We start from the raw sequence: 23,385 nt of genomic DNA, 5'->3' as shown, positions 1-23,385 counted from the left end.
TCCAAAGCACTCCAGCATGAAGCTAGCCTTTGGACCGGCTGCTGTGACGCTTGAAAATCCTCATCATTTGCATAATCTGCACTTATGCAAAGCCTGCGCCATCTCCTGCCCTCCGCCGGCAGCCTTATCGTCTTCGAGGCAGCCGGTCGGCTGTCGAGTTTCACTGCTGCGGGCCGCGAACTCGGCATGACCCAGGCCGCGGTCTCCTATGCCATTCGCGGGTTGGAGGAGCAGCTCGGCGCGCAACTATTCCAGCGCCGCCACCGTCAAGTTTTGCTCACGGAGGCCGGCGAGCGCTTCCATGCCGACGTCACGCTTGGCCTGTCGCATATCCGCAAGTCGGCCGAGGAGCTCCGGGCACGCGCGGGCGGCATGCATGTTACGCTGTCGGCTTCCACCGCCTTCGCCTCGTTCTGGATGATGCCGCGCCTGCAAAAATTCCGAGACGACCTGCCCGGCATAGACCTGCGCATCCAGACCGCCGACCGCGACCTCGATCTGATCGCCGAGGGCATTCCCTTGGGAATTCGCGGCGGCAACGCCGAGGATTGGCCCGACTATGAGCTGCTGCCGATATCAGGCGAGGAGATTTACCCCGTTGCCGGCCCGGCCTATGTCGCGCGCGCGGGCACACCACAGACCCCGGCCGAGATGACGCTGCATCACCTCATCCATCTCGAAKAACCCTTCCGCCCGGCTGCAACATGGAACCAGTGGTTCCAATCTGCAGGCCTCAACGGGGCAGTCGCCAAGCGCGGACTGGTCATCAACGACTATGTCCTTGTCATCCAGGCCGTGATGGAGGGCCAGGGTATCGCGCTCGGCTGGCGCCATCTCACCGACCGGCTGATAGCCGCCGGGCTGCTCGTGCGCCTGACCGATCACGTCATGACCACCGGCAAGGGCTTCCATGTCGCCTGGCCGAAGAACCGTCCGCTCAGCGAAAGCGCCGAAAAGGTGCGCGACTGGCTGGCAACGCAGGCTTGAGAAGCCTGTTCACCAGGCAGATCAAGCCTGGCTGGCAAGCGCGTTCCTGACAGGGATTTCCGCGAAGTATCCATAGGCAAGAGCCTGTCCGCGCCGACGCGAATCCCGCTATAGTGCCCCGATGTCCATTCGCCAGCTTTCCGAAACGATGATCAACCAGATCGCAGCCGGCGAGGTCGTCGAACGACCTGCCAGCGTGGTCAAGGAACTGGTCGAAAACRCACTCGACGCCGGAGCCTCCCGCATCGAGGTGGCCACCGCGGGCGGCGGGCTCAACCTGATACGCGTCGTCGACGACGGGTCGGGCATGCCCGAACAAGAACTCTCGCTGGCGATCTCGCGCCACTGCACCTCCAAGCTCGGCGAAGATATCCTCGACATCCGCTCGCTCGGCTTCCGTGGCGAGGCGTTGCCGTCCATCGGCTCGGTGTCGAAGCTCGCCATCCGCTCGCGAACCAAGGCTGCCGACAGCGGGGCTGAAATCACCGTCGAAGGCGGCCGCGTCTCGGCGGTGCGTCCGGCAGCGACCAATCGCGGCACCTCTGTCGAAGTGCGCGACCTATTTTACGCCACCCCTGCCCGGCTCAAATTCATGAAGACCGAGCGCGCCGAGGCGACCGCCATCGCCGACGTGATCAAGCGGATCGCGATTGCCTTCCCAGCCGTGCGCTTCACGCTCTCGGGCACCGACCGCTCGACACTGGAACTCTCCGCCGCATCAGACGATGTTCAAGGCAGGTTGACCCGCATCGCCCAGGTGATGGGCAAGGATTTCCCCGACAATTCGATCGTGATCGAAGCCGCCCGCGAAAGCGTGCGCCTCGATGGCCATGTCTCGATCCCGTCCTACACCAGGGGCAATGCGCTGCAGCAATATGCCTATGTCAATGGCCGGCCGGTACGTGACAAGCTGATCGCCTCGGCTATACGCGGCGCTTATGCCGACGTGCTGCCGCGTGACCGTCATGCGGTGACGGTGCTCTTCCTGACCCTCGACCCGGCCTATGTCGACGTCAACGTGCATCCTGCCAAGGCGGACGTGCGTTTCCGTGACCCTGGGCTGGTGCGTGGGCTGATCGTCGGCGCGGTGCGCCAGGCGCTGGCTGGTGCGGGCATCCGCCCGGCCACCACGGGCACGCAAGCGATGATGGGGGCGTTCCGCCCCGGTGCGACCGCCTATGGCCATCCCGGACCGGCCAGTGGCCATCGCGCCTACAATCCGGATTTTCGCGCCGCGACCTTTGGGGGATTCGACCCGCTGCGTTCACCGCACCGGCCACTCGATAACGGTTTCTCGGAGCAGCGGCAGGCAAGTTTCGATACCGGCCCTCTGCACAGCGCCGACGCACGCGCCGGGTTGAGCGAGGTTGCCGAAGCCGTGCTGCAAACCGAACTGGGTGCGGCGCGCGCGCAGGTGCACGAAAACTACATCGTCGCCCAGACCACGGATTCGCTTATCATTGTCGACCAGCACGCTGCCCATGAACGGCTGGTCTATGAAGCGCTCAAGAACGCGCTGCATTCGCGGCCTGTGCCAGCGCAAATGCTGTTGATGCCGGAAATAGTCGACCTGCCGGAAGAAGACGCCGAGCGGCTGGCGCTGCATTCAGAGACCCTTGCCCGCTTCGGTCTCGGCATCGAGCGCTTCGGCCCGGGCGCAGTTGCGGTGCGCGAAACGCCTGCCATGCTTGGCGAGACCGATGTCACCCAGCTGGTGCGCGACCTCGCCGACGAGATCGCCGACAGCGACACCTCCGATACGCTGAAGGAGCGGCTGGATGCGATTGCCGCGACCATGGCCTGCCATGGCTCGGTGCGGTCGGGCCGCCGTCTGAGACCCGAAGAGATGAACGCGTTGCTGCGCCAGATGGAGGCGACACCCGGTTCAGGCACCTGCAACCACGGCCGCCCGACCTATATCGAACTCAAGCTCGCCGATATCGAAAAGCTGTTCGGCCGGCGCTAGAGCCGGCCAAATCGGCCATCACCGCTTGAGATTGACCAGGACCACACCCGCCAGCGCCAGTACGCCGCCCAATATGCCGAACAGGCCGGGCGTCTCGCCGAGCCATACGAAGCCGATCAGCACGGCCACCGGCGGCACGCAGTACATGAAATTAGCGGCGCGCGAGGCTGGCAGGCGGGAAAGCACCACCGACCAGCTGGCATAGGCGATCAGGCTCGGCACGATGCCGAGAAAGATGACCGACCAGAATGGCTCGCTGTCGGCGACCGCCATCTGCGCGAAACCGCTGGGCAGTGCCGGCGCCAAGCATAATGCGCCGAGGATCATGTTCCAGGCCGAGACGGTCAGCGGGTGGTGACGGCTGAAGAGCCGCTTCTGCACGATGCTGTTGATCGAGGTGCAAAGTGCCGAGCCCAGGATCAGCAGAGCGCCGGTATTGAAGGTAAGTCCCTGCCCTTCGCCAAGCGCGATGATACCGATGCCGGCAAAGGACAAGAAGGTGCCCGCCCAGGCCAATACAGGAAAACGCTCGCCCAGCAACACCATCGCCAGCACCGCTGTGATGATCGGGTTGACGTTGATGATGAAGCTTGCGGCACCGRCCGAAATGGTCAGCTCGCCAAAGTTGAGCAGGATGGTGTAGAGCGCGACGAAGAAGACGCCGCCAAACGCGAAGCGCCAGAGTTCGTTGAATGCCGGCAAGGCGGGCCGGCGTATCAGCAGGTAGATGGCCGACGGCACTGCCGCTATGGCGAAGCGCAAGGCACCAAGCTCGATGGGACCGATCGCTGTCAGTCCGGCGCGGATGGCCGGGAATGCCGAAGCCCAGCCGACGATGGTAACGACCACGGCAAGGATGGTCACAGCGGACGCCGTCGGTGTGGAATTCAACGTACTTGTCTGGATGGCCATGGCATTGATCTCGAAAATTGGCTGAGGGCCATAGGTGACGTCATTTCGAGCTGATTGACAAACGATCAATTCAAGGATCAGCTGTGAGCATGGATCACAGCTTGGAACCGATGCTGCCGCTTGAAACCCTGCGCGCCTTCCAGGCGGCGGCGCGCTCCGGCAGCTTTTCAGCAGCCGCCGAAAAGCTCAACATGACACATGGCGCCGTCAGCCGTCAGGTTGCCAAGCTGGAGAGCTGGCTTGGCCTGAAACTGTTCGAGCGCAAGGCGCGCGGCGTTTCGCTGACGCTCGAAGGCCAGCGCCTGCACCTCAGGACCAGCGAAGCATTTTCGCTGATCGCCAACACCACCGACCGCTGGGTCGAGCCACGTGGTGCCGCCGTGGTGCGGCTGACTTCTATCCCCTCGGTTGCGGGGCTGTGGCTGATGCCGCGCCTCTCGGCGCTCGAAGCCGGCGCGACCCCATTGCGGATCGTGCTCGACATCGACATTCGCCAGGCCGACCTCGCCGACGAAGGCATCGACCTTTCGGTCCGCTGCGGCCGCGGCAAGATCCCCGGCCGCGTGTCGGCACAGCTTTTCGAAGAGTACTGCTTCCCGATCGCCTCGCCGGCACTCGCCGCCCAGATCGGGGCCGGCAAGGCCGAACGACTGCTGAACTACCCGCTCATCCACGATTCGGATGCTTCCAGCTGGCGCTCATGGTTCAGCGCCCATGGCCTCGACTATCGTCCCCGACCGCAGGATCGTCGTTTCGAGGACTATAATCTGGTGCTCGACGCCGCCGCTCATGGCCTAGGCATAGCCTTGGCACGTCCACCACTGACCGAATCCCACCTCAAATCYGGCCGCATCGCCGTTGTCGACGAACGGAGCGCGCTGAACCCGGTATCTTATTGGCTCGACCGGCCGGTTGGACGACCTCGGCCTGCTGCGGCGGAGCTGGCGCGCCGCATCGGTGCCCAGGCAGGTCTTGCGCCCGAACGGATCGAGCGGTTCCTGGCAGAAGACAGGTAACTTGACCTCAGGCGTTTTGTGGCCATAAAAGCCAATATGCAGCGCAGCCACTCCCTACTGGGGACGCGCGGGCGCGGTGAGATTTGAACCTGTGCAATTGATCGATCCCGATTTTCGAGACCATGCACCAGGATGTTGAGCACAAAGCGATGATGAACCGTTTCGAAGGCCCCGGCGCACGCGAAGCTCGCATTCGCTACCTCGACGGCGATTTCCAGGTAACGAGCCCCGGCTCCTTCGTGCGTTGCGCGGTGACGGCGGAGTCGATCCCCCTCGACGAACTCAAATACTGGAGCGTCGCCCGCCAGGAGCCTTATCGCGACGCAGCGATTTCGCTGGCGCGCGAAATCGAAATGAACCCGGATCTGCGCAAGCGCGGCTAAAGCCGTCGCTTCGCAAGATCATGCCCTGATCAGCCCGATATCTTCCGCCGCCGCCAGGCTTCGAGCGTCTCGCCTACGACACGCTCGGCCGTGTGTTCGATGTCGAACACCGCATCAATCTCCATCACGTTCAGCCGCTCCAGGAATTCCGGCGAAGCTGCACCGTGACGCAGCCGTGCGGCATCCTTCGATGTCGTGACAAGTTCCAGTTCGCCAGCCTGAGCTGCGGCAACCAGATCGTCCAGATCTTCGGGCAGATAGAAGTGATGGTCGGCAAAAGCCCGCTCCAGCACCACCGTCCCTCCGGCTTTCTTCAGCGTGGCAAAGAACTTTTCGGGATGACCGATGCCGGCAAATGCGAGGAAACGTCGCCCCACGAATGCCTTCTTGTTGCGGGGCCGCGCGGTCGCAGCAAAGATAGGCTTGCCGGCGCGCGCCGCCTGACGCACCACCGCATCGGCCTTCTCGCCCTCGCCCATCTTGAGGATGGCATCGGCAAACCGAAGTTGGTCGATCAGCCGCGCGCGCATCGGCCCGCCGGGGATGACATGGCCATTGCCTAGGCCGTAGCGCGCATCGACGACCACCAGCGCGTAGTCGATATGGATGCGCGCGCTCTGGAAACCGTCGTCCATGATGAGGAAATTGCAGCCGCGCTCGATCAGCAGGCGCGCGCCCGCTGCCCGGTTGGCGGAGACAGCGACCAGCGCGTGTTCGGCCAGCAGCAGCGGCTCGTCGCCGACATGCTTGGCGCTGTCATGGTGCGTGTCGACGACATGGGGTTCAGCGAAGCTGCCGCCATGGCCGCGCGACAGGATGCCAGGTACGAGCTGCATGCGCCTGGCCTGCTTGGCGAGCGCGATTGCGATCGGGGTCTTGCCGGTGCCGCCGACGGTGAAATTGCCGACGCAAAGCACCGGCGCATCCATCTTCTCGCGCCGGGCGGTTTTCATGCGCCGGCCAGCGACCAAGGCGTAAAGCCACGAGACCGGGTAGAGCGCGTATGCGCGCCAGTCCGGCTTTTCCCACCAGAAAGGAGGCGCTTCGCTTGCCAGCTCTACCTCCCCCCCGCGCCTTTGAGGCGCGACTGAACGATCAGTGGATGAATATAAGGTTCGAGCGCCTTCAGTGTCCGTGCCAGCGCGCCGCGCATTTCCTCGACGGTCGAGGCACCAGCTGCCATCATGTCATGGCGGGCGATCTCGTTGCCGAGCAGGAAGTTGACAGCACCGGCCAGCATGTCGCGGTCGCGGACAATCTTGGCGCCACCGCGATCGATCAGCCGCTGATAGGTGTCGCGGAAGTTCTGGACGTTTCGCCCCGCCAGAACTGCGGTGTCGAGCATTGCCGGCTCGAGCGGGTTCTGGCCGCCCTGTGCAGTCATCGAGCGCCCAACGAAGGCAATCTCGGTGAGACGCAGGTAAAGCCCCATCTCGCCTATCGTGTCGCCGAGCAGGATATCGGTATCAGGCGTGATCGGATCGCCTGTGCTGCGACGCGCAACACTCAGCCCCATCGCCGTCAGCTCAGTCATCAGCGCTGTGGCACGATCGGGATGGCGCGGCACGATGATGGTCAATAGACCCCGATGACGATTGCGGAGCATGGTATGCACTTCCGCCGCCATGACTTCTTCGCCGTCATGGGTCGAGACGGCAGCCCAGGTCGGGCGTCGGCCGATCTGGCGCTGAACCATGTACAGCGCGCGTTCGTCGACGGGTGGCGGCGAGGTATCGACCTTGAGATTGCCCGAGACGGTGACCGGACGTGCACCGAGCGCGCGGAAACGCTCGCCGTCGACCTCCGACTGCGCCACGACATGCGCCATGTTCTCAAACAGCGCCTCGGCGATATAGTTGCGCTTCTTCCACGACTTGAACGACCGGTCCGAAAGCCGCCCATTGACCAGGATTTGCGGTACGCGCCGTGCGCCGAGTTCAAGGATGGTCATCGGCCAGATTTCCGATTCGGCGATGATGGCGAGATCCGGATGCCAATGATCGAGGAAACGGCTGACCGCAGGCTTGAGGTCGAGCGGCACATATTGATGGATGATGCGGTTGCCCAGCCGCTCTTCGGCAACCTGGGCGGAGGTGACGGTGCCCGTCGTCAGCACGACGTTGATGCCGTAGCCAAGGATAGCCTCGATCAACGGCACCACGGCAATCGTTTCGCCGACGCTTGCAGCATGGAACCAAATCAGCGGTCCGTCAGGCCGTTCGCGGCTCGGCACGCCATAGCGCTCACGGCGGCGATTGTGGTCTTCCTTGCCCTTGGACGCGCGCCAAGCGACATAGCCACCAACCATCGGATAGGCCGCGGCTCCGGCATAACGATAAGCTTTCAGGAAAGCACGAGCCCAGCGTTCGCTCATTGGATGCCATCCACCAGGCGGTAAGCCTGCACTGTGGCGTGATCGATGGCAGCGGTCAGCTCCTGGCGCTTGCGCTCCATCTCGGCGTCATCGGCATCCGCAGCAACCTCGATCGGAGGCGCGACAAAGAGCGCGCAGCGGCCGAAAGGAAGATTGATCGTGGTCTTGTCCCAAGTGCCTTCCAACACCTTGCGGCGGCTCGTGGCGATGGCTGTGGGGGCTATCGGCCTGCCCGAAATGCGCGCGAGAAGAATAATGCCCATGCCGGCGTCGCGGGGCGTGCCATGCGGAATGTCGGCAATCATGCAGACATTCTTGCCCGCATCGAGTGCCTTTTTCAGGGCAATGAGCGCGGTCGCCCCGCCCTTATYGAGCCTGCTTTTGGTTTCGCGGCCACCCGACCCGCGTACCGCCTCGATGCCAAACTTGTTGACGACCAGCGCGTTGAGCTCGGCGTCGGCACTGCGCGACACCATTGCCACCAGGCGGCGCTCGCTCGGATAAAGCGCTGGCGCAAGCAGGTGCTGGCCGTGCCAGAGGCCAATGATTAGCGGTTCGCTGTCGGCGTAACTGCCACCTGCAAGCTTGAAGGAGCCTTTCGTCATCGGGTTGGTCAGCTTGACGAAGCGCATCGCGCCGGCGAACAGGCTCGCTATCGCGCCCTTGGCGAAGCGCKACTTGGCGAGCGGCTCGCGAATGCGGCGCCAGAACGTCTTCGACGCCGGCTGCTTGACACGCTTCTTCTTCGCCGCTGACCTCACGGCCGGCGAYGCCATGCGGGGTTGCTCCATCAGTTCTGACCGGCGACCTTTGCGTCCGGCTCAAGCAACCGATGCAGGTGGACCACGAAGTAGCGCATGTGGGCGTTGTCCACGCTCGCTTGTGCCTTCGCCTTCCAGGCCAGCTCAGCCGACTTGTAGTCGGGGTAGATGCCAACGATATCGAGCGCATCGAGATCGCGGAACTCGGTTCCACCCAACTTCGTCAGCTCGCCGCCGAACACCAGATGCAACAGCTGCTTTTTTCCGTCTTCTTCGGACATCTGCTTCCTTGATTCATTATCTCAGGGGCCGCCTGATCTAGACCAAAGCGGGCCATTTTGAAACACTTCGCGAATTCTTAGCCGTCGTGGCTCGCCATCACTCTAGCCATGACGTCGAGCAGTGTCCCGCTGCCCGCCATCAATGCGCCGTGAACGATGTCGCGGCCGGCAAAGGCCGGCTGGCGGCCCTCTTTGTCGAGCAGCTTTCCGCCTGCCTCGGTCAATAYAAGCTCGGCAGCGGCAATATCCCAGTCATGCGCGTTTGGCTTGACGAAGGTTGCATCGAGAGCACCGCTCGCGATCATCGCCACGCGATAGGCAAGCGAAGGTATGTAGGCTTCGCGATCGAGCCGCTCTTGCCATTCTTCCGGCATCTTGTCGATCATCGGCTTGGGACCGGCGATACGTACGCGCTCGCCCGCCTCATTCACCTTGAGCGGGGCTCCATTGAGGAAAGCACCGCCGCCGGCAACCGCCCAGTAAGTCTCGTTGCGTGCGGGGCATTCGAGCACGCCGGCCAGCGAACKGCCGTTCTCGACGACGGCAACACTCACGCACCAGGCCGTCCGGCCCTCGACGAAACCACGCGTGCCGTCGATCGGATCGACGACGAAGGTGCGGCGCGCGGCGAGCCGGTCGAGATTGTCAGCGGTCTCCTCCGACAGCCAGCCATAGTCGGGCCGCGCTGCCGTCAGCGTTTCGCGCAGATAGTGATCGGCGGCGTAGTCGGCTTCGCTGACCGGCGAGTTGCCGCCCTTGAACCAGACTTCTGGGCTCTGTCGAAAATAGCCCATGGCTATACGCCCGGCCTCGGCAGCTGCCGCACGCAGCAGTTCGAGTTCGGCCTGAAGCTCTGATTTGTCGACAGTCTCAGTCTCCGGCAAGGGTCATGCCTTCGATCAAAAGCGTAGGTGCGGCGGTACCGAAATTGCGGTCGAGATCGCTTGCCGGCACCATGCGCAGGAACATGTCCTTGAGGTTGGAAGCGATCGTCACCTCCGACACGGCCCAGGCAAGCTCGCCGTTTTCGATCCAGAAGCCCGATGCGCCGCGGCTGTATTCGCCCGTCACCATGTCCACGCCCTGGCCGAACACCTCGGTGACGTAGAAGCCGCGCTTCAACGAACGGATGATGTCTTCGGGCGACTTCTCTCCCGGCTCAATGGCAAAATTGGTCGAGGACGGCGACACTGACGAGCCGCCACGCGCGCCGCGCCCGTTGGTCACAAGACCGAGTTCGCGCGCAGCCGAGGTTGACAGGAACCAATGGTTGAGGACGCCCTTGTCGACCATCTTGAGGGTGGCGCCCTCGATGCCTTCGCCGTCGAAGGGCCGCGACGCCTGGCCGCGCCGCTTCAATGGCTCGTCGATGGCAGTGATGGCGGCTGATGCAACCTGCTTGCCCATCATGTCGCGCAGGAAACTTGTCTTGCGGGCGACCGAAGCACCATTGATGGCGCCTGCCAGATGGCCGGCAATGCCGCGCGCGACGCGCGGATCGAAGACGACATCGACCGGACCGGTGGCTGCCTTGCGCGCATTGAGCCGCTTGACCGCGCGTTCACCAGCCTTGCGGCCGATCTCGCCGGCGGCATCCAGATCGGCGAAATGCAGGCGCGAGGAGTATTCGTAATCACGCTCCATCGAGGTGCCCTCGCCGGCAATGACGCTGGCGGAACGCGAGAAGCGTGAGCCGACATAGTGGCCGACGAAACCGTGAGAGGTCGCAAGCACCAGGCCCCCCAGACCAGCGGCGGCACCCGCGCCGGCTGAATTGGTGACGCCCTTGACGGCAAGTGCTGCCTCTTCAGCGGCAAGCGCGTCTTCCTTCAGGCGCTCGGCCGAAACCACAGTGTTATCGAACAGGTCGAGATCGCGCGGCGCATGGGTGAGCAGTGCTGCGTCGGCAAGCCCCTGGTAGGGATCTTCAGGCGAGACCTTCGCCATGGCTACGGCACGTTCCGCAAGGGTCCTGGGATCGGACGCGGCGGTCGCCGAAACACTGGCCACACGCCGGCCAACGAATACCCTGAGCGACATATCCTCGCTCTCCGAGGCCTCGGTGCCCTCGACCTTGCCCAGACGCACGGAAACGCTCGTCGAGCGGCCACGCACGGCAACCGCGTCAGCGGCATCGGCGCCGGCCCTTTTTGCCGCCTCGACGAGGCTCGCCACCCGGTCGGCCAGTTTCGCGGCGTCGTTGGTATCGTTCATTGGCGTGTTCCGATTGCTCGCCGCCCATTGGTCGCGGCCCGTACCACCCATCTATTGTCCCGAACCCGCTTGTGCAATGGGCGGGTGCATGGTCAAACGACCAGACTGCGGCGCTTCGGTGCCGAAATCCTTGGGAAATCGCATGTCCAAACAGGCCCCGGCGGCAGTTCCGGCAAAGTTCACCACCGGTTCGACCATGCGCCATGTCGTGGTCATGACGGGCACTGGCTCGATCGGCCTGATTTCCATTTTCATCGTCGATGCGCTCAATCTTTTCTACATTTCACGGCTCGGCGTCGAAGAGTTGGCAGCAGCGATCGGCTTTGCCTCCACGCTTTTGTTCTTCACCCTTTCGATCTCAATCGGCTTCACCATCGCTTGCGGCGCACTCGTCGCACGCTGCCTCGGCCGTGGCCAGCGCGAGGAAGCCGCTCGCATGGGTGGCGCATCGATGGTCTTCATGGGCCTGGCGACCTTGCTGATGACCATCGCTGCGATGCCATTCCTGCGTCCCATGCTGTCGATGCTCGGCGCGACCGGTGCCACGCTCGACCTGTCGACACGGTTCCTGCAGATCGTCCTGCCATCGTTCCCGATCATGGCGCTTGGCATGTGCACCACCGGCATCCTGCGCGGGGTCGGCGACGCCCGACGGGCGATGTATGTGACGTTGGGCAGTGGCATCGCCGCTGCGATTCTCGATCCTATCCTGATCTTCGGCTTCCATCTCGGTCTCGACGGCGCTGCCATCTCGACCGTGCTGACGCGTTTCGTCATGCTGGCCATCGGCCTGCACGGCGCCCATGTCGTGCACAGGCTGATCAAACTTCCCGATCTGAGCGGCTTGCGTGATGCCGCCCGGCCGTTCTTCGCCATCGGCGTTCCGGCCATGCTGACGCAGGTCGCTACCCCTGTCGGCAACGCCTATGTCACGATAGAGATGGCCTCTTTCGGTGATCAGGCAGTAGCCGGCTGGGCGATCATTGGCCGCCTGGTGCCAGTCGCTTTCGGCGTCATCTTCGCGCTGTCAGGCGCGGTCGGGCCGATCCTCGGCCAGAATTACGGCGCCCACAAATTCGACCGCCTGACCACCACCATGCGCGACAGCCTGTTGTTCACGATCGCCTATGTACTCGCGGTCTGGGCGCTGTTGGCAATCTTCGCCAATCCGATCGCCAGTGCTTTCGGCGCCGAAGGCGTGGCGCGAGAACTCATCGTGTTCTTCTGCCACTTCGCCGCTGGCAGCTTCCTGTTCAACGGCGCGATCTTCGTATCGAGTGCCGCCTTCAACAATCTCGGCTACCCGACCTATTCGACGGTGTTCAACTGGGGCCGCTCGACGCTCGGCGTCATCCCCTTTGTCTGGGTCGGCGCGCATTACTGGGGTGCCATCGGCGTCATCGCCGGATGGGGCCTGGGCGCGGTTGTGTTCGGCGTGGTGTCGATGCTGGTTTGCTTCCGTGTCGTCAACGCCATAGCTAGCGAACCTCAGCATCAGGACGAACCAGTGCCGACACCGCCGCCAGCTGCACAGTCGCCCTTCTCCACCGGCAAGGCATCGACGCTGCAGTAAGGTCTGCGACCAGAGCGAACTTACTGAAGGATTTCGTCCACCGCGCGCTTGAGCTCGTCCTTGATCGCCGCCGTTTCGGCCATCACCTGGTCGATCTTGAGGAAATCGAGCGCCCTGAAGCGCGACACCGGCGGCCTGAGGAAGATGTCGGGCGGGTTCTGGCCGAGCTTGTTGGCGATTATCGACTGCATCATCAACTGGCTGGCGCCGAACATCAGGTCGATGGAATTCGGCTGCTTGCGCCCGTTTTCGAACGGTGCACCAACGACATCAATGGCGATGGTGAAATCGGCAAGGCCCTCAAGCAGGTCGAACGGCACGGGATTGTAGATGCCGCCGTCGATGTAGAGCGTATTGCCTCGCGTCACCGGCCTGAACACCGCAGGGATGGCCGCCGACGCCGCGAGCGCCGAAAACAGTTCACCGTCTTCAAACACCGACATGCAATGGCCGTAGTAGTCGGTCGCCGTCACCTTCAGCGGCAGCTTGAGTTCCTCGAATGTCGCCGGCACGCCTTCAGGCAGGAAGGCCTTGAGGATCCGCTCGACATTGAACTGAGTGACCCTGATGCCGCTTTCGACCATCTCAGAAAGCGTACCCGGCCGCGCCCGCCACATGCGGCTGGCGACTTCAGTGGGCCGGCCAAGCACCGCACGCGAGTGCTCGTGGATTTCACGACCTGTGAGGCCGGCAGCCATGCCAGCGCCCATGACCGCGCCGATCGATGAACCGGCGATAGCCACCGGCTTGATGCCAAGTTCGTCCAGGGCTTCGATGACATGGATATGTGCGAGACCGCGCGCGCCGCCGCCGCCAAGCGCGAGTGCGAAGGTCGCGCTCATCCCTTTTTCGCCTCGGCCAATTTCGGGCCGAGGATCATGACCGCGGGTTCGACCGACAACAGCTTGCGCGCTGCCGCCTTCACATCATCGAGCTTGACCGCATTGATGAGATCGACGCGCCTCTGCATGTAATCGATGCCGAGCTTGTCGGTCTGAAGATCGACCAGCGTGGTGGCAATCGCGCTCGAAGAATCCAGGTTGTTGATGGCATAAGCGCCGAGCATGTACTTCTTGGCAGCCTCGAGTTCGGCTTCGGTTGGGCCTTCTTCCACCATCTTGCGCACCACATCGCGGATGACGCCAAGCGTTTCAGCGGCCCTGTCCGAACGGGTCGCAGTGCCGATAACCAACGACGACGAATGGTCCTGGTCGATGAGTGCGGAACTGACGTTATAGGCCAAGCCGCGCTTTTCGCGCACTTCGTCGAACAGGCGCGAGGAGAAGGTGCCACCACCAAGGATGTGATCCAAGAGGGCAGCGGCGAGGAAATCGGGCGCCTTGCGCTGCACACCGGGATAGACCAGTTGCAGTGAGGTCTGCGGCAGCGGGTACTCGACATGCAGTGTCTGGCCGAGCTTCGGCTCAACGCGCTCCACTGGAAGCAGTTCCGCTTTCTCCGGCAATTCGCCGAAGACCTCATCCAACCGCTTCTTCAGTGTTTCAGCGTCGATCGCGCCGACAACCGCGACATGGAGGTTTTCACGCGTGAAATTGGCCTTGTGGAAGGCGCGCAAATCATCCGCCGTGACCGTCTTCAGCGATGCTTCCGTACCAGCATCCGGCCGCGCGTAAGGATGCGTGCTGTAGATGGCCTCGGCCCATTTACGCGAAGCCTGGGTTTCGGGGTCACGCGCGGTGGCGACGATGCCGGAGACAATCTGCGAGCGTATGCGATCGATTGGCGCCTGGTCGAAGCGCGGCTTTTCAACCGCAAGCTCCAATAGTTCGAATGCTTCGTCCTGCCTGTCGGCCAGCATGCGCATGCCGCCGCCGACGGCATCCTTGCTTTCGCTGAAGCCCATCTCTGCGCCGGCTTCATCAAGCTTGGTCTGGAAAGCGTCACTGTCGAGGTCGCCGGCACCTTCGTCGAACAGCCCGGTCATCAGATTGCCAAGCCCTTCCTTGCCGACCGGGTCCTGGGTACTGCCGCCATCGAACCGGAACTTGATCGCAATGATCGGCACCGAATAGTCCTCGACCAGCCACGCAGTTATGCCCTTGTCGGACTTGACCTCCTGGATCCGGACCTCGGCGCGCGCGGCAACGACAGCCGGCAGCACCAGAAACATCAGCGCCAACACCAGCGTCGTTGCCGATGCAAACACCCTGAAACGCATTGCCATGAGCGTGGTCATCAAATCATTTCTCGACAGATTTCGCCGGCAACAGATAACCGGCAACCGAATGGTCGGGATTGAGGTACTTGGCGGCAACCGCCTTGATCTGGTCGGCGGTCACCGCCTGAATCCTGTCTGGCCACTTCTCGATATCTTCGACGGTTCCGCCGGTGGCCAGCGTGCTGCCATAGATGTTGGCCATGCTCGCCTGATTGTCACGAGCAAAGATCATGGCGCGAACGAAGCGGTCCTTGGCCTTGTCAAGCTCATCGGCAGTCACGCCTTCCTTGATGATGCGGCGGATTTCGACATCGACCGCCGTTTCGACCTGCTGCAGCCCGGCTTCGCCACGCGGCGCGCCATAGACGGTGAAGCTGGTGTCATCGACCATCGTGCCTTCGAACATTGCGCCAGCAGACGAGGCGATCCCGTCCTTGACGACCAGCCCCTGATAGAGCCGGCTACGATTTCCGCCACCAAGAATCTCCGAAAGCAGGTCGAGCGCCTCTGCCTCCCCGGCTTTGGCCGTCTGGTAGGATGGCACCACCCAGGACTTGGAGAAACTGGGAATGCTGACACGCTCGTCGGTCAGCTCGACAGTGCGCTTGGTGTTCTGCTCCGGCTCCGTCGGGCGGATGCGTGGAGGAAGGTCCGGCCCACGCGCGACCTTGCCATAGGTCTTTTCGGCGAGCGCCTTGACTGTATCAGGCTCGACATCGCCGGCAACGATCAGGATCGCGTTGTTGGGCGCGTAATACTGGTTGTAGAAGGCAGTCGCGTCGACCCGGTTGAGCTTTTCGATCTCATGCATCCAGCCAATCACCGGGATGCGGTAAGGCTCATTCTGAAACAGCGTCGCATCGACCTCTTCATTGAGTAGCGCGCCGGGGTTGTTTTCGATGCGCGCGCGGCGCTCTTCGAGGATGACGTCGCGTTCAGGCCCGATCACCGCATCGGTCAGCACCAGGTTGCGCATCCGGTCGGCCTCGAAACTCATCATCGTTTCAAGTGCCGCAGGCGTGACCGTCTGGTGGTAGGCCGTATAGTCATAGGTGGTGAAGGCGTTCTCGCTGCCGCCGATTTCGGCAACCTTCTGCCCGAACTCGCCGGCCTTGTGGTTAGATGTGCCCTTGAACATCAGGTGTTCGAAGAAATGCGCGATGCCCGACTTGCCGGGCGCTTCGTCGGCACTGCCGACCTTGTACCAGACCATGTGGGTGACGATCGGCGCGCGGTGGTCGGGGATGACCACGACCTGCATGCCGTTGTCGAGCGTGAAGCTGGTGACGGTCCAGTCACTGCGCGGTGCTTCGGCCAAAGCCGGCGCTGCCCAGGCCAGGCCCAAGGCAAGTGCGGTCGGCAGCGAACCTTTAGCCCGCAAGAATCCCAATGTCATCGACTGCCTCTGATTGTGGACGTGCCTGCCTTATAGGCTTCGGCATGAAGCGGCGGGAAGTGAATTGTTCGTAATGTTCGGCTCTGAAAGAGGCCGAAGTCAGGCGCCGCCAGCTATTCGGCCACGATGAAGCGGATCACGGTCTCGCCGTAGGAGCGCTCGTCGACGATGGAAAAGCCGGGGCCAGGCTCGAAGGAAGCCGTCGCGGCCTCCTCGACGACGCACAGTGCGCCAGGCGCGAGCCAGCCACCAGTGCGGGCCGAACGCAACGCCTTTTCGCCCAATCCCTTGCCATAGGGCGGATCGGCGAAAACCAAGCCGAAAGGCCCAAGCGTGCCGGCGTCGCCAAGACCGATTGCGTCTCGGCGGAAGATCTTGGTTCGGCCCGTCAGGCCGAAGCTTTCGACATTGGTGCGGATGAGCCCGCGGCCTTCCGCGGACTCCTCAATGAACACGCAATATGACGCACCGCGCGACAGCGCCTCGATGCCGAGGGCGCCGGTGCCCGCGAAAAGATCGAGCACGCGCGCGCCTTCGAGCCTGTCGCCGAAGCGATGGGCAAGCATGTTGAACACCGCCTCGCGGGTGCGATCGGTGGTGGGGCGGATGGCGTTGTCACGCGGCGTGGCCAAAGGCCGGCCGCGCAATTCGCCACCAACAACCCGCATCAGCCGCGATCCCGGCGCGGGCCGCCCGGACGTCCACCGCGCGGACCATCGCCCTTGGGCTTGTCAAAGCGCGGCTTGTCAGAACGAGGCTTGTCAAAGTGCGGCTTGTCGCGCGGCGGCCTTGCCGCTGCTTCCGCCTTGGCCTTTTCGCTCTGCGGGCGTGCACCCGGTGCCATCCAGACATTGGCCTTGCGCGCACCAGGGGTTTCGAACGGCTTCTTTTCGCGTTCGTCACCCTTCTTGCCGCCGAACTTTGGCTTGTCGCCAAATTTGGGCTTGTCACCAAACTTTGGCTTGTCGCCGAACTTGGGCCTGTCGCCGAAGCTGGGGCGCTCGGTCGACAGACGGCCGAGCATATCCTCGCGGTGGCGCTCGTTGGAACGCTTGCGGTTCTTGATCAGCCCACCCTCGCCGATACGGCCACGTTCGCCGTCGCGCTGGAACTTCGGACGCTCCGGTTCTTCAACGCGTGGCGTCTCGTTACGGAAGGTCGGCTTGTTGGAGAAGGGCTTGACGATGTCGGCGTCGAAATTGGCACCCGACTCCTCGATCAGCCGCTCACCAAGCTGGTCACGCAGCATCTTGCCCTTGATCTCCTGAACATGGCCCTCGGGCAGCTCGCCGAGCTGGAACGGGCCGTAGGAGATGCGGATCAGGCGGTTCACTTCGAGGCCGAGCGCGCCGAGGATGTTCTTGACCTCGCGGTTCTTGCCTTCGCGCAGGCCAATGGTGATCCAGGCATTGCTGCCCTGCTCACGGTCGAGCGTCGCTTCGATCGAGCCATAAAACACGCCGTCGACAGCCATGCCGTCCTTGAGCCCGTCCAGGGTCTTCTGCTCGACCTTGCCGTGAACGCGGACGCGGTAGCGGCGCAGCCAGCCGGTTGCCGGAAGCTCGAGCACGCGCGACAGCCCACCATCATTGGTAAGCAGCAGCAGGCCTTCGGTGTTGATGTCGAGCCGGCCGATGGTCATCAGGCGCGGCAGTTCCTGCGGCAGCACGTCGAAGACGGTCTTGCGGCCCTCAGGGTCGCGATTGGTGGTCACGACACCAGCCGGCTTGTGGAACAGGAACAGACGGGTGCGCTCGATGGGGGGAATTTCCATGCCGTCGAGATGGATGATGTCGTCCGGCATGACGTTAACCGCCGGCGACGCCAGTATCTTGTTGTTGACCTTGACGCGGCCAGCGGCAATCAGCTCCTCGGCATCGCGGCGTGAAGCCAGGCCCGCACGCGCCAGGCGCTTGGCGATACGCTCGCCCGGCTCGGGTGCATCCTCGGGAGCGCGCGAACGCGGCTTGAAACCCTCGGTCACCGGACGACGGTCGCCATCGGGCCGTGGCCGGAACGCTCTCGCTTCGCCATCGCCGCGCTTCTCGTAAGGCCTGCCGCCCTCAGGGCGTGGCCCCGAACGGAACGGACGATCGCCACTTGCAGGCCGGGCCTCGCCGTCACGCGGGCGGAATTCGCGGTGCGGACGTTCGCCACCCTCGGCGGGGCGCGCACGGTATGGCTTGTCGCCGCCAAACGAGCGGCCGCCTTCGCGCTTTTCGTAAGGCTTGCCCTCGGGGCGCGGACCCTTGTTGAACGGGCGCTCGGAGCGAGCTTCACCATCGCGCGGACGGTCGCTGCGGAATTCGCCGCGCGGGCGTTCAGCACCTTCGGCTGGACGCGGACGATATGGCTTGTCGCCAAAGGAACGGCCACCTTCACGCTTCTCGTAAGGCTTGCCCTCGGGGCGCGGCCCCTTGTGGAATGATGCCGCCGAGCGTTCGGGACGCGCAGCACCATCGCGCGGAGCGAAATCGCGCTTGGGGCGCTCGACGCCTTCGGCACCTTCAGGACGCTTGGCGTATGGCTTCTTGGCATAAGGCTTGTCGCCGAACGGCTTGCTTTCGCGCTTCTCGTAAGGCTTGCCCTCGGGACGCGGTCCCTTGTGGAACGGGCGCTCGCCACTTGCCGGACGGGCGTCGTCGCGCGGACCGAAATCACGCTTGGGACGATCAGGACGATCGCCACCGCCTGCACCAGCAGGACGCGGTGCGTACGGCTTCTTCGCAAACGGCTTGGCGCCGCCCTCGGCGCGCGGCTTGCCGAATTTCTTCGGAGCGCCGTCACGGGCACCTGCGCCAGCTGGTTTGGAGCCGCCCTTGCGCGGGAATTTTTTTCGATCGTCGTCCATGGTGGCCTTTGCCCTTTTCGGCGGCTAGATAACAGGAAGCTCGGGGGTTAGCGAGGGGTAACAGGATGGTTGAGGCGTGAAACGGCCCGATTACATGGCATTGGCCTTCGCGGAGGCCGAAGCTGCCGCCCAACGCGGCGAAGTGCCGATCGGCGCGGTCATCGTCCGTGGCAACGAAATCGTCGGCCGCGCCGGCAACCGCACCCGCGAACTCAATGACGTCACAGCCCATGCCGAAGTGCTGGCGATCCGCGAGGCATCGGAGAAATTCGCCTCCGAACGGCTCACCGGCCACGATCTTTATGTCACGCTGGAACCCTGCACGATGTGCGCTGCCGCTATTTCGTTCGCACGGCTGAGGCGGCTTTATTTCGGCGCTGTCGACGACAAGGGCGGTGCGGTGGTCAGCGGCGTGCGCTTCTTCGCTTCGCCGACCTGCCATCACGCGCCCGATGTCTATCCCGGGATAGGCGAAACGCGCGCGGCCGAAATACTCAAAGGCTTTTTCAAGGCCCGCCGCGACCTCTAGGGGCCGCGGCGTATCTAACGTCAGATCAGAACGGCCACCAGCTGCTGCTCTTCTTGGCCTGCTGCTTCTTGCGGCGTTCCTTCTTGACCTCGTCCTCGCCGAGCTCGTCTTGAGCGGCGGTGCCGGCTGCCTGACGATAGGCCAGCGGCGGTTCGCTCAGATATTTGCGCGACGTGGTGCTGCCCTGCTTGCTCTCACGCAGGCGGCGCTCGATCTCGAGCTTGCGCTGCTCTGGCGTCCACTTGCTCATGTCAGGGCCGTTCAGCGCCGACATGTCGTTGATGACCTGAGGCTCGAAGTTCGGGTTGTCGCGGTTCTTGGTCGCGTCGTCGCGAATCCGGGCGCGGCGCGCCTCGGGCGATTCGGGCCAGTCGGCACTTGCTGTCTGAACGATATTGTCCTGTGGCGTCGGCAGTGCTGCCTGCGCGCCGGTCTTCGGCTTCACCAATTCCGGGCGCGGCTTGTAATCGATATTGTTGGTCTTCGGCTTTAACGACACGATGTTCGTCAAGTCGCTGGCAAGCTGATTGGTCGCCGACCTGTCGGTGCCATAGGTAGGCGCGCTCATGCAGCCCGTAAGTGCCAGGCCGGAAACGGCGAGCGACGCAAGCAAAGCTCCGCGCGCGCTGATGCGGTCCGTCATGCCAGTAATTTTCACTCGAACGCCTCTCGCTAGATGCCGGCTATGAGCCGTGTCCCGGTCCGTATGCTCATCCGACGGAAATCCGGCGACAAAATGTCTGCCGAAGTTTCGCGCTTTTACCTTAATGAGCCGTCAAGGGCAACGACCGGCCGGAGATCTCAGGCCGGTCGTTGCATTTCAGCAACCGATCACAGGCGACCCAGCGCCTGCAGTTCGTGCAGTGCCGCGGCGTCACGGGCGGACACATCGGCGAAAGCAGCGTCCGAGCCGACATCGCTTGTGTAGCGCCAGGAGCGCGCGCACTTGATAAGCCCGCGGCCTTCCGCCTTCTCCACAACGACCGCTATGCCCGGAACCTCGCGCAATGCGAAGGAATCGACCGGGAGGTCTTCATGGGAAATGACAAGATCGCTGGTGATGCTGATCTCGGCCAGGTCGATACCCGACAGGGCCTCTTCGAGCAGCGCGTCGTTCATGTAGACGACGGGAACCGCTTCCAGAGACGAGCCGATGGTCTTCTTGGCCCGCTCCAGCTCCAACGCTCCGGTGACAACGCTGCGAACCTGACGGATCTTGTGCCACTTTTCGGCCAGGGCTTCGTCGCGCCAGGCTGCAGGCACTTCCGGGAACTGCTCGAGATGCACCGACACAGCCTGCGGGTTGCGCTCCAGCCATGCCTCTTCGGTGGTGAAAGGCAGCATCGGCGCCAGCCACTTCACCAGGCAGTTGAACAGCTCGCGCACGACATGCACGGCTGCCTTGCGGCGGGTGCTCGACGGGGCATCGCAATAGAGCACGTCCTTGCGGATGTCGAAGTAGAAGGCCGACAGCTCAACGCCCATGAAGTCGATCAATGCACGCGTGATACGCTTGAACTCAAAGTCGTCATAGCCCTTGCGCACCAGCGCATCGAGCTCGGCAAGCCTGTGCAGCATCAGCCGCTCCAGCTCCGGCATCTCGGCAAGTGCGACCTCTTCGCCGTTATCATGGGCGAGCGTGCCGAGCATCCAGCGCATGGTGTTGCGCAGCTTGCGGTAGGCATCGATATTGGTCTGCAGCACGTTCTTGCCAAGGCGCTGGTCTTCCCAATAATCGGTGGTCATCACCCACAGGCGCAGGATATCGGCGCCCGACTGCTTCAGCACGTCCTGTGGAACGACCGTGTTGCCGAGCGACTTCGACATCTTGCGGCCTTCCTCGTCCATGGTGAAACCATGGGTGACGACCGCCTTGTAGGGCGCACGGCCACGCGTGCCGCAGCTCTCGAGCAGCGAGGAGTGGAACCAGCCACGGTGCTGGTCGGAGCCTTCGAGATAGACGTCGGCAGGCCACTTCAGATCGGGACGGTCTTCGAGCGTAAACGCATGCGTCGAGCCCGAGTCGAACCAGACGTCGAGGATGTCCATCACCTGCTTCCACGCCTCGTTGGCGCGGGAGCCCAGGAAGCGCTCGCGCGCACCTTGGGCGAACCAGGCGTCGGCACCTTCTTTTTCAAAGGCCTTGACGATACGGGCATTGACCGCCTCGTCCTTCAGCACATTGCCGTCGGCATCGGCGAAGATGGCGATCGGCACGCCCCAGGCGCGCTGACGCGACAGTACCCAGTCCGGACGATCCTCGATCATTGCGCGCAGACGCGTCTGACCGGCAGCCGGCACAAAGCGTGTGTCATCAATGGCTTGCAGCGCGCGGCTGCGCAGCGTCGTGCCGTCGCCAAGCTGCCTGTCCATGTAGACAAACCACTGCGGCGTGTTGCGGAAGATGATCGGCTTCTTCGAACGCCAGCTATGCGGATAGCTGTGCTTGAGCCTGCCGCGCGCGAACAGTGCGTTGCGCTTGATCAGCTCGTCGATGACTGCCTTGTTGGCGTCGCCCTTCTTGCCGTGATCGTCGATGACGCGGACTGCCCCACCCTCACGATCGGGACCGAAGCCCGGTGCGTCCTTGGTAAGGAAGCCGGCATCGTCGACAGTGAAGGGGATCGCCGGGTTGATGCCGCGCTTCTCCAGTTCGGCTACCGCGTCCATCCACGCGTCGAAATCCTCGCGGCCGTGGCCGGGCGCGGTGTGCACGAAGCCGGTGCCGGCGTCGTCGGTGACGTGGTCGCCGGCAAGCATCGGCACGGGGAATTCATAACCGCCGCCCAGGCCTTCAAGCGGATGCAAAAGCACAAGCTTTCCAAGCTCTTCGCCCGACACGCTGCGAAGCAGATTCAACGTGACCTTGGCCTTGGCCGCGGCCTCTTCGGCGAGTGCTTCGGCAAAGATCAGCCTTTCGCCCGGCTGTGGGCCAAAATCGTTCTCAGCCGCTGTGACCTCATACAGGCCATAGCCGATGCGCGGCGAATAGTTGACCGCGCGGTTGCCGGGGATGGTCCAGGGCGTCGTCGTCCAGATGACGACATGGACGCCAGTCAGCGTGTCCGAGCCGGTCGCGACCGGGAATTTCACCCAGATCGTGTCGCTCTCGTAATCCTGATACTCGACCTCGGCTTCGGCCAGCGCCGTGCGCTCGACCACCGACCACATGACCGGCTTGGAGCCACGGTAAAGCTGGCCCGACATGGCGAACTTCAACAGCTCGCCGGCGATGCGCGCTTCGGCGTGGAAGTTCATCGTCGTGTAGGGATTGTCGAAATCGCCGACAACGCCCAGGCGCTGGAACTCGGCACCCTGCACACCGATCCAGCCGGCGGCGAATTCACGACATTCCTTGCGGAACTCGTTGATCTCGACCTCGTCCTTGTTCTTGCCGGCAGCGCGGTACTTCTCCTCGATCTTCCACTCGATCGGCAGGCCGTGGCAGTCCCAGCCCGGCACGTAATTGGAGTCATAGCCGCGCATCTGGAACGAGCGGGTGATCACGTCCTTGAGGATCTTGTTCAGCGCATGGCCGATATGAATGTTGCCGTTGGCATAGGGCGGACCGTCATGCAGCACGTATTTTTCACGGCCAGCAGCGGTTTCGCGCAGGCGCTTGTACAGCCCCATCTTCTGCCAGCGGGCAACCGTCACCGGCTCCTTCTCGGGCAGGCCGGCGCGCATCGGAAACTCCGTCTGCGGCAAATAGAGGGTCTTGGAATAGTCGATCTTTTCGGACGTATCGGTCATCTGTCTTGCCATCGTCTTGCCCGGCAAAGTTGCCACGGGCGTTCAACTGTCATGATCTGGAAAGGCGCCATGCGGCGCGCAGGCAAAAAGTCCCGGACTTGCGGACAGCCTTAGGCCACCCGGAAGGCCGGGCCAGTAATTCGTATCGCAGTCGCGAAGACGGGCGCGAAAAATCTCATGGCCGCGCTTTTAGCGGAGGTGCCGCGCGGA

General features: G+C 63.2%; 20 protein-coding genes. 6 read left to right on the top strand and 14 right to left on the bottom strand.

Annotation, left to right across the window (positions count from 1 at the left end):
• The first annotated feature begins 84 nt into the window (after window positions 1-84).
• Window positions 85-987 carry a LysR substrate-binding domain-containing protein gene (locus AC1DWF_RS08105; RefSeq protein ID WP_476841584.1) on the top strand — a complete coding sequence of 301 codons (903 nt, stop codon included), beginning with the start codon at window positions 85-87 and terminating at the stop codon, window positions 985-987.
• Between the two features lie 121 nt (window positions 988-1,108).
• Window positions 1,109-2,953 (top strand): DNA mismatch repair endonuclease MutL, encoded by a 1,845-nt coding sequence (gene mutL / locus AC1DWF_RS08100; protein WP_476841583.1) that lies wholly within the window; start codon window positions 1,109-1,111, stop codon window positions 2,951-2,953.
• A gap of 18 nt (window positions 2,954-2,971) precedes the next feature.
• On the opposite strand, the gene AC1DWF_RS08095 is transcribed toward mutL, so the two are convergent.
• Window positions 2,972-3,865, bottom strand: coding sequence for a DMT family transporter (locus AC1DWF_RS08095; RefSeq protein ID WP_476841582.1), 894 nt, complete (start codon window positions 3,863-3,865; stop codon window positions 2,972-2,974).
• Window positions 3,866-3,954: 89 nt separating this feature from the next.
• Here AC1DWF_RS08095 and AC1DWF_RS08090 point away from each other — a divergent pair, with 89 nt between their 5' ends.
• Both AC1DWF_RS08090 and AC1DWF_RS08085 read left to right on the top strand, forming a co-directional pair.
• A complete protein-coding gene (locus tag AC1DWF_RS08090; protein WP_476782695.1) occupies window positions 3,955-4,881 on the top strand; it encodes a LysR family transcriptional regulator in 927 nt (308 codons plus the stop codon).
• A gap of 149 nt (window positions 4,882-5,030) precedes the next feature.
• Window positions 5,031-5,264, top strand: coding sequence for a DUF2093 domain-containing protein (locus AC1DWF_RS08085; RefSeq protein ID WP_476782694.1), 234 nt, complete (start codon window positions 5,031-5,033; stop codon window positions 5,262-5,264).
• Window positions 5,265-5,293: 29 nt separating this feature from the next.
• Here AC1DWF_RS08085 and lpxK read toward each other — a convergent pair whose 3' ends face one another.
• The 6 genes from lpxK to AC1DWF_RS08055 form a co-directional block, all read right to left on the bottom strand.
• On the bottom strand, window positions 5,294-6,319 hold the full coding sequence (lpxK, locus tag AC1DWF_RS08080; RefSeq protein ID WP_476782707.1) for a tetraacyldisaccharide 4'-kinase: 1,026 nt from the start codon (window positions 6,317-6,319) through the stop codon (window positions 5,294-5,296).
• 2 nt (window positions 6,320-6,321) lie between these two features.
• Window positions 6,322-7,638 carry a lipid IV(A) 3-deoxy-D-manno-octulosonic acid transferase gene (gene waaA, locus AC1DWF_RS08075; protein ID WP_476788995.1) on the bottom strand — a complete coding sequence of 439 codons (1,317 nt, stop codon included), beginning with the start codon at window positions 7,636-7,638 and terminating at the stop codon, window positions 6,322-6,324.
• Window positions 7,635-8,429 (bottom strand): lysophospholipid acyltransferase family protein, encoded by a 795-nt coding sequence (locus AC1DWF_RS08070; RefSeq protein WP_476841581.1) that lies wholly within the window; start codon window positions 8,427-8,429, stop codon window positions 7,635-7,637. Before AC1DWF_RS08070 ends, waaA begins: the two co-directional genes overlap by 4 nt.
• A complete protein-coding gene (locus AC1DWF_RS08065; RefSeq protein ID WP_109574520.1) occupies window positions 8,429-8,680 on the bottom strand; it encodes a DUF4170 domain-containing protein in 252 nt (83 codons plus the stop codon). The genes AC1DWF_RS08070 and AC1DWF_RS08065 overlap by 1 nt, the downstream gene beginning before the upstream one ends.
• A 77-nt stretch (window positions 8,681-8,757) precedes the next feature.
• Entirely contained in the window at window positions 8,758-9,564 is an 807-nt protein-coding gene (locus AC1DWF_RS08060) for a 3'(2'),5'-bisphosphate nucleotidase CysQ (RefSeq protein ID WP_476841580.1), read from the bottom strand.
• Window positions 9,551-10,894: a TldD/PmbA family protein gene (locus tag AC1DWF_RS08055; protein WP_476788996.1), complete on the bottom strand. Its 1,344-nt coding sequence runs from the start codon at window positions 10,892-10,894 to the stop codon at window positions 9,551-9,553. The genes AC1DWF_RS08060 and AC1DWF_RS08055 overlap by 14 nt, the downstream gene beginning before the upstream one ends.
• A gap of 142 nt (window positions 10,895-11,036) precedes the next feature.
• On the opposite strand from AC1DWF_RS08055, the gene AC1DWF_RS08050 reads away from it, so the two are divergent.
• A complete protein-coding gene (locus AC1DWF_RS08050; RefSeq protein WP_476788997.1) occupies window positions 11,037-12,467 on the top strand; it encodes an MATE family efflux transporter in 1,431 nt (476 codons plus the stop codon).
• A gap of 20 nt (window positions 12,468-12,487) precedes the next feature.
• On the opposite strand, the gene AC1DWF_RS08045 is transcribed toward AC1DWF_RS08050, so the two are convergent.
• The 5 genes from AC1DWF_RS08045 to AC1DWF_RS08025 form a co-directional block, all read right to left on the bottom strand.
• Window positions 12,488-13,309 carry a patatin-like phospholipase family protein gene (locus AC1DWF_RS08045; protein ID WP_476782688.1) on the bottom strand — a complete coding sequence of 274 codons (822 nt, stop codon included), beginning with the start codon at window positions 13,307-13,309 and terminating at the stop codon, window positions 12,488-12,490.
• Window positions 13,306-14,664 (bottom strand): M16 family metallopeptidase, encoded by a 1,359-nt coding sequence (locus tag AC1DWF_RS08040; RefSeq protein ID WP_476782687.1) that lies wholly within the window; start codon window positions 14,662-14,664, stop codon window positions 13,306-13,308. Before AC1DWF_RS08040 ends, AC1DWF_RS08045 begins: the two co-directional genes overlap by 4 nt.
• 4 nt (window positions 14,665-14,668) lie before the next feature.
• Window positions 14,669-16,042: a M16 family metallopeptidase gene (locus AC1DWF_RS08035; protein ID WP_476788998.1), complete on the bottom strand. Its 1,374-nt coding sequence runs from the start codon at window positions 16,040-16,042 to the stop codon at window positions 14,669-14,671.
• Between the two features lie 113 nt (window positions 16,043-16,155).
• Complete coding sequence (gene rsmD / locus AC1DWF_RS08030) at window positions 16,156-16,710, bottom strand: 16S rRNA (guanine(966)-N(2))-methyltransferase RsmD (protein ID WP_476788999.1); 555 nt, start codon at window positions 16,708-16,710, stop codon at window positions 16,156-16,158.
• On the bottom strand, window positions 16,710-18,893 hold the full coding sequence (locus tag AC1DWF_RS08025; protein WP_476782974.1) for a pseudouridine synthase: 2,184 nt from the start codon (window positions 18,891-18,893) through the stop codon (window positions 16,710-16,712). Before AC1DWF_RS08025 ends, rsmD begins: the two co-directional genes overlap by 1 nt.
• A gap of 76 nt (window positions 18,894-18,969) precedes the next feature.
• Here AC1DWF_RS08025 and AC1DWF_RS08020 point away from each other — a divergent pair, with 76 nt between their 5' ends.
• A complete protein-coding gene (locus AC1DWF_RS08020; RefSeq protein ID WP_476782973.1) occupies window positions 18,970-19,422 on the top strand; it encodes a nucleoside deaminase in 453 nt (150 codons plus the stop codon).
• A gap of 25 nt (window positions 19,423-19,447) precedes the next feature.
• Here the strand turns inward: AC1DWF_RS08020 and AC1DWF_RS08015 are convergent, their stop codons facing one another.
• Together AC1DWF_RS08015 and ileS are read right to left on the bottom strand one after the other, a co-directional pair.
• Complete coding sequence (locus tag AC1DWF_RS08015) at window positions 19,448-20,065, bottom strand: hypothetical protein (protein ID WP_476782972.1); 618 nt, start codon at window positions 20,063-20,065, stop codon at window positions 19,448-19,450.
• 188 nt (window positions 20,066-20,253) lie between these two features.
• The gene (gene ileS, locus AC1DWF_RS08010) at window positions 20,254-23,175 is read right to left on the bottom strand and encodes an isoleucine--tRNA ligase (RefSeq protein WP_476782971.1); all 2,922 of its coding nucleotides are present in this window, start codon (window positions 23,173-23,175) and stop codon (window positions 20,254-20,256) included.
• Between the last annotated feature and the right edge of the window lie 210 nt (window positions 23,176-23,385).

This window comes from Aminobacter sp. P4_D5, from assembly GCF_056401815.1.
Note: the sequence above shows the minus strand (reverse complement) of the source record. Positions and strands in the feature narration are given on the sequence as shown.

Coding starts and splice junctions, on each gene's coding strand:
- AC1DWF_RS08085 (WP_476782694.1), top strand. CDS start 5,031: ATGATGAACCGTTTCGAAGGCCCCGGCGCACGCGAAGCTCGCATTCGC.
- waaA (WP_476788995.1), bottom strand. CDS start 7,638: ATGAGCGAACGCTGGGCTCGTGCTTTCCTGAAAGCTTATCGTTATGCC.
- AC1DWF_RS08065 (WP_109574520.1), bottom strand. CDS start 8,680: ATGTCCGAAGAAGACGGAAAAAAGCAGCTGTTGCATCTGGTGTTCGGC.
- AC1DWF_RS08055 (WP_476788996.1), bottom strand. CDS start 10,894: ATGAACGATACCAACGACGCCGCGAAACTGGCCGACCGGGTGGCGAGC.
- AC1DWF_RS08050 (WP_476788997.1), top strand. CDS start 11,037: ATGTCCAAACAGGCCCCGGCGGCAGTTCCGGCAAAGTTCACCACCGGT.
- AC1DWF_RS08045 (WP_476782688.1), bottom strand. CDS start 13,309: ATGAGCGCGACCTTCGCACTCGCGCTTGGCGGCGGCGGCGCGCGCGGT.
- AC1DWF_RS08040 (WP_476782687.1), bottom strand. CDS start 14,664: ATGACCACGCTCATGGCAATGCGTTTCAGGGTGTTTGCATCGGCAACG.
- AC1DWF_RS08035 (WP_476788998.1), bottom strand. CDS start 16,042: ATGACATTGGGATTCTTGCGGGCTAAAGGTTCGCTGCCGACCGCACTT.
- rsmD (WP_476788999.1), bottom strand. CDS start 16,710: ATGCGGGTTGTTGGTGGCGAATTGCGCGGCCGGCCTTTGGCCACGCCG.
- AC1DWF_RS08025 (WP_476782974.1), bottom strand. CDS start 18,893: ATGGACGACGATCGAAAAAAATTCCCGCGCAAGGGCGGCTCCAAACCA.
- AC1DWF_RS08015 (WP_476782972.1), bottom strand. CDS start 20,065: ATGACGGACCGCATCAGCGCGCGCGGAGCTTTGCTTGCGTCGCTCGCC.
- ileS (WP_476782971.1), bottom strand. CDS start 23,175: ATGACCGATACGTCCGAAAAGATCGACTATTCCAAGACCCTCTATTTG.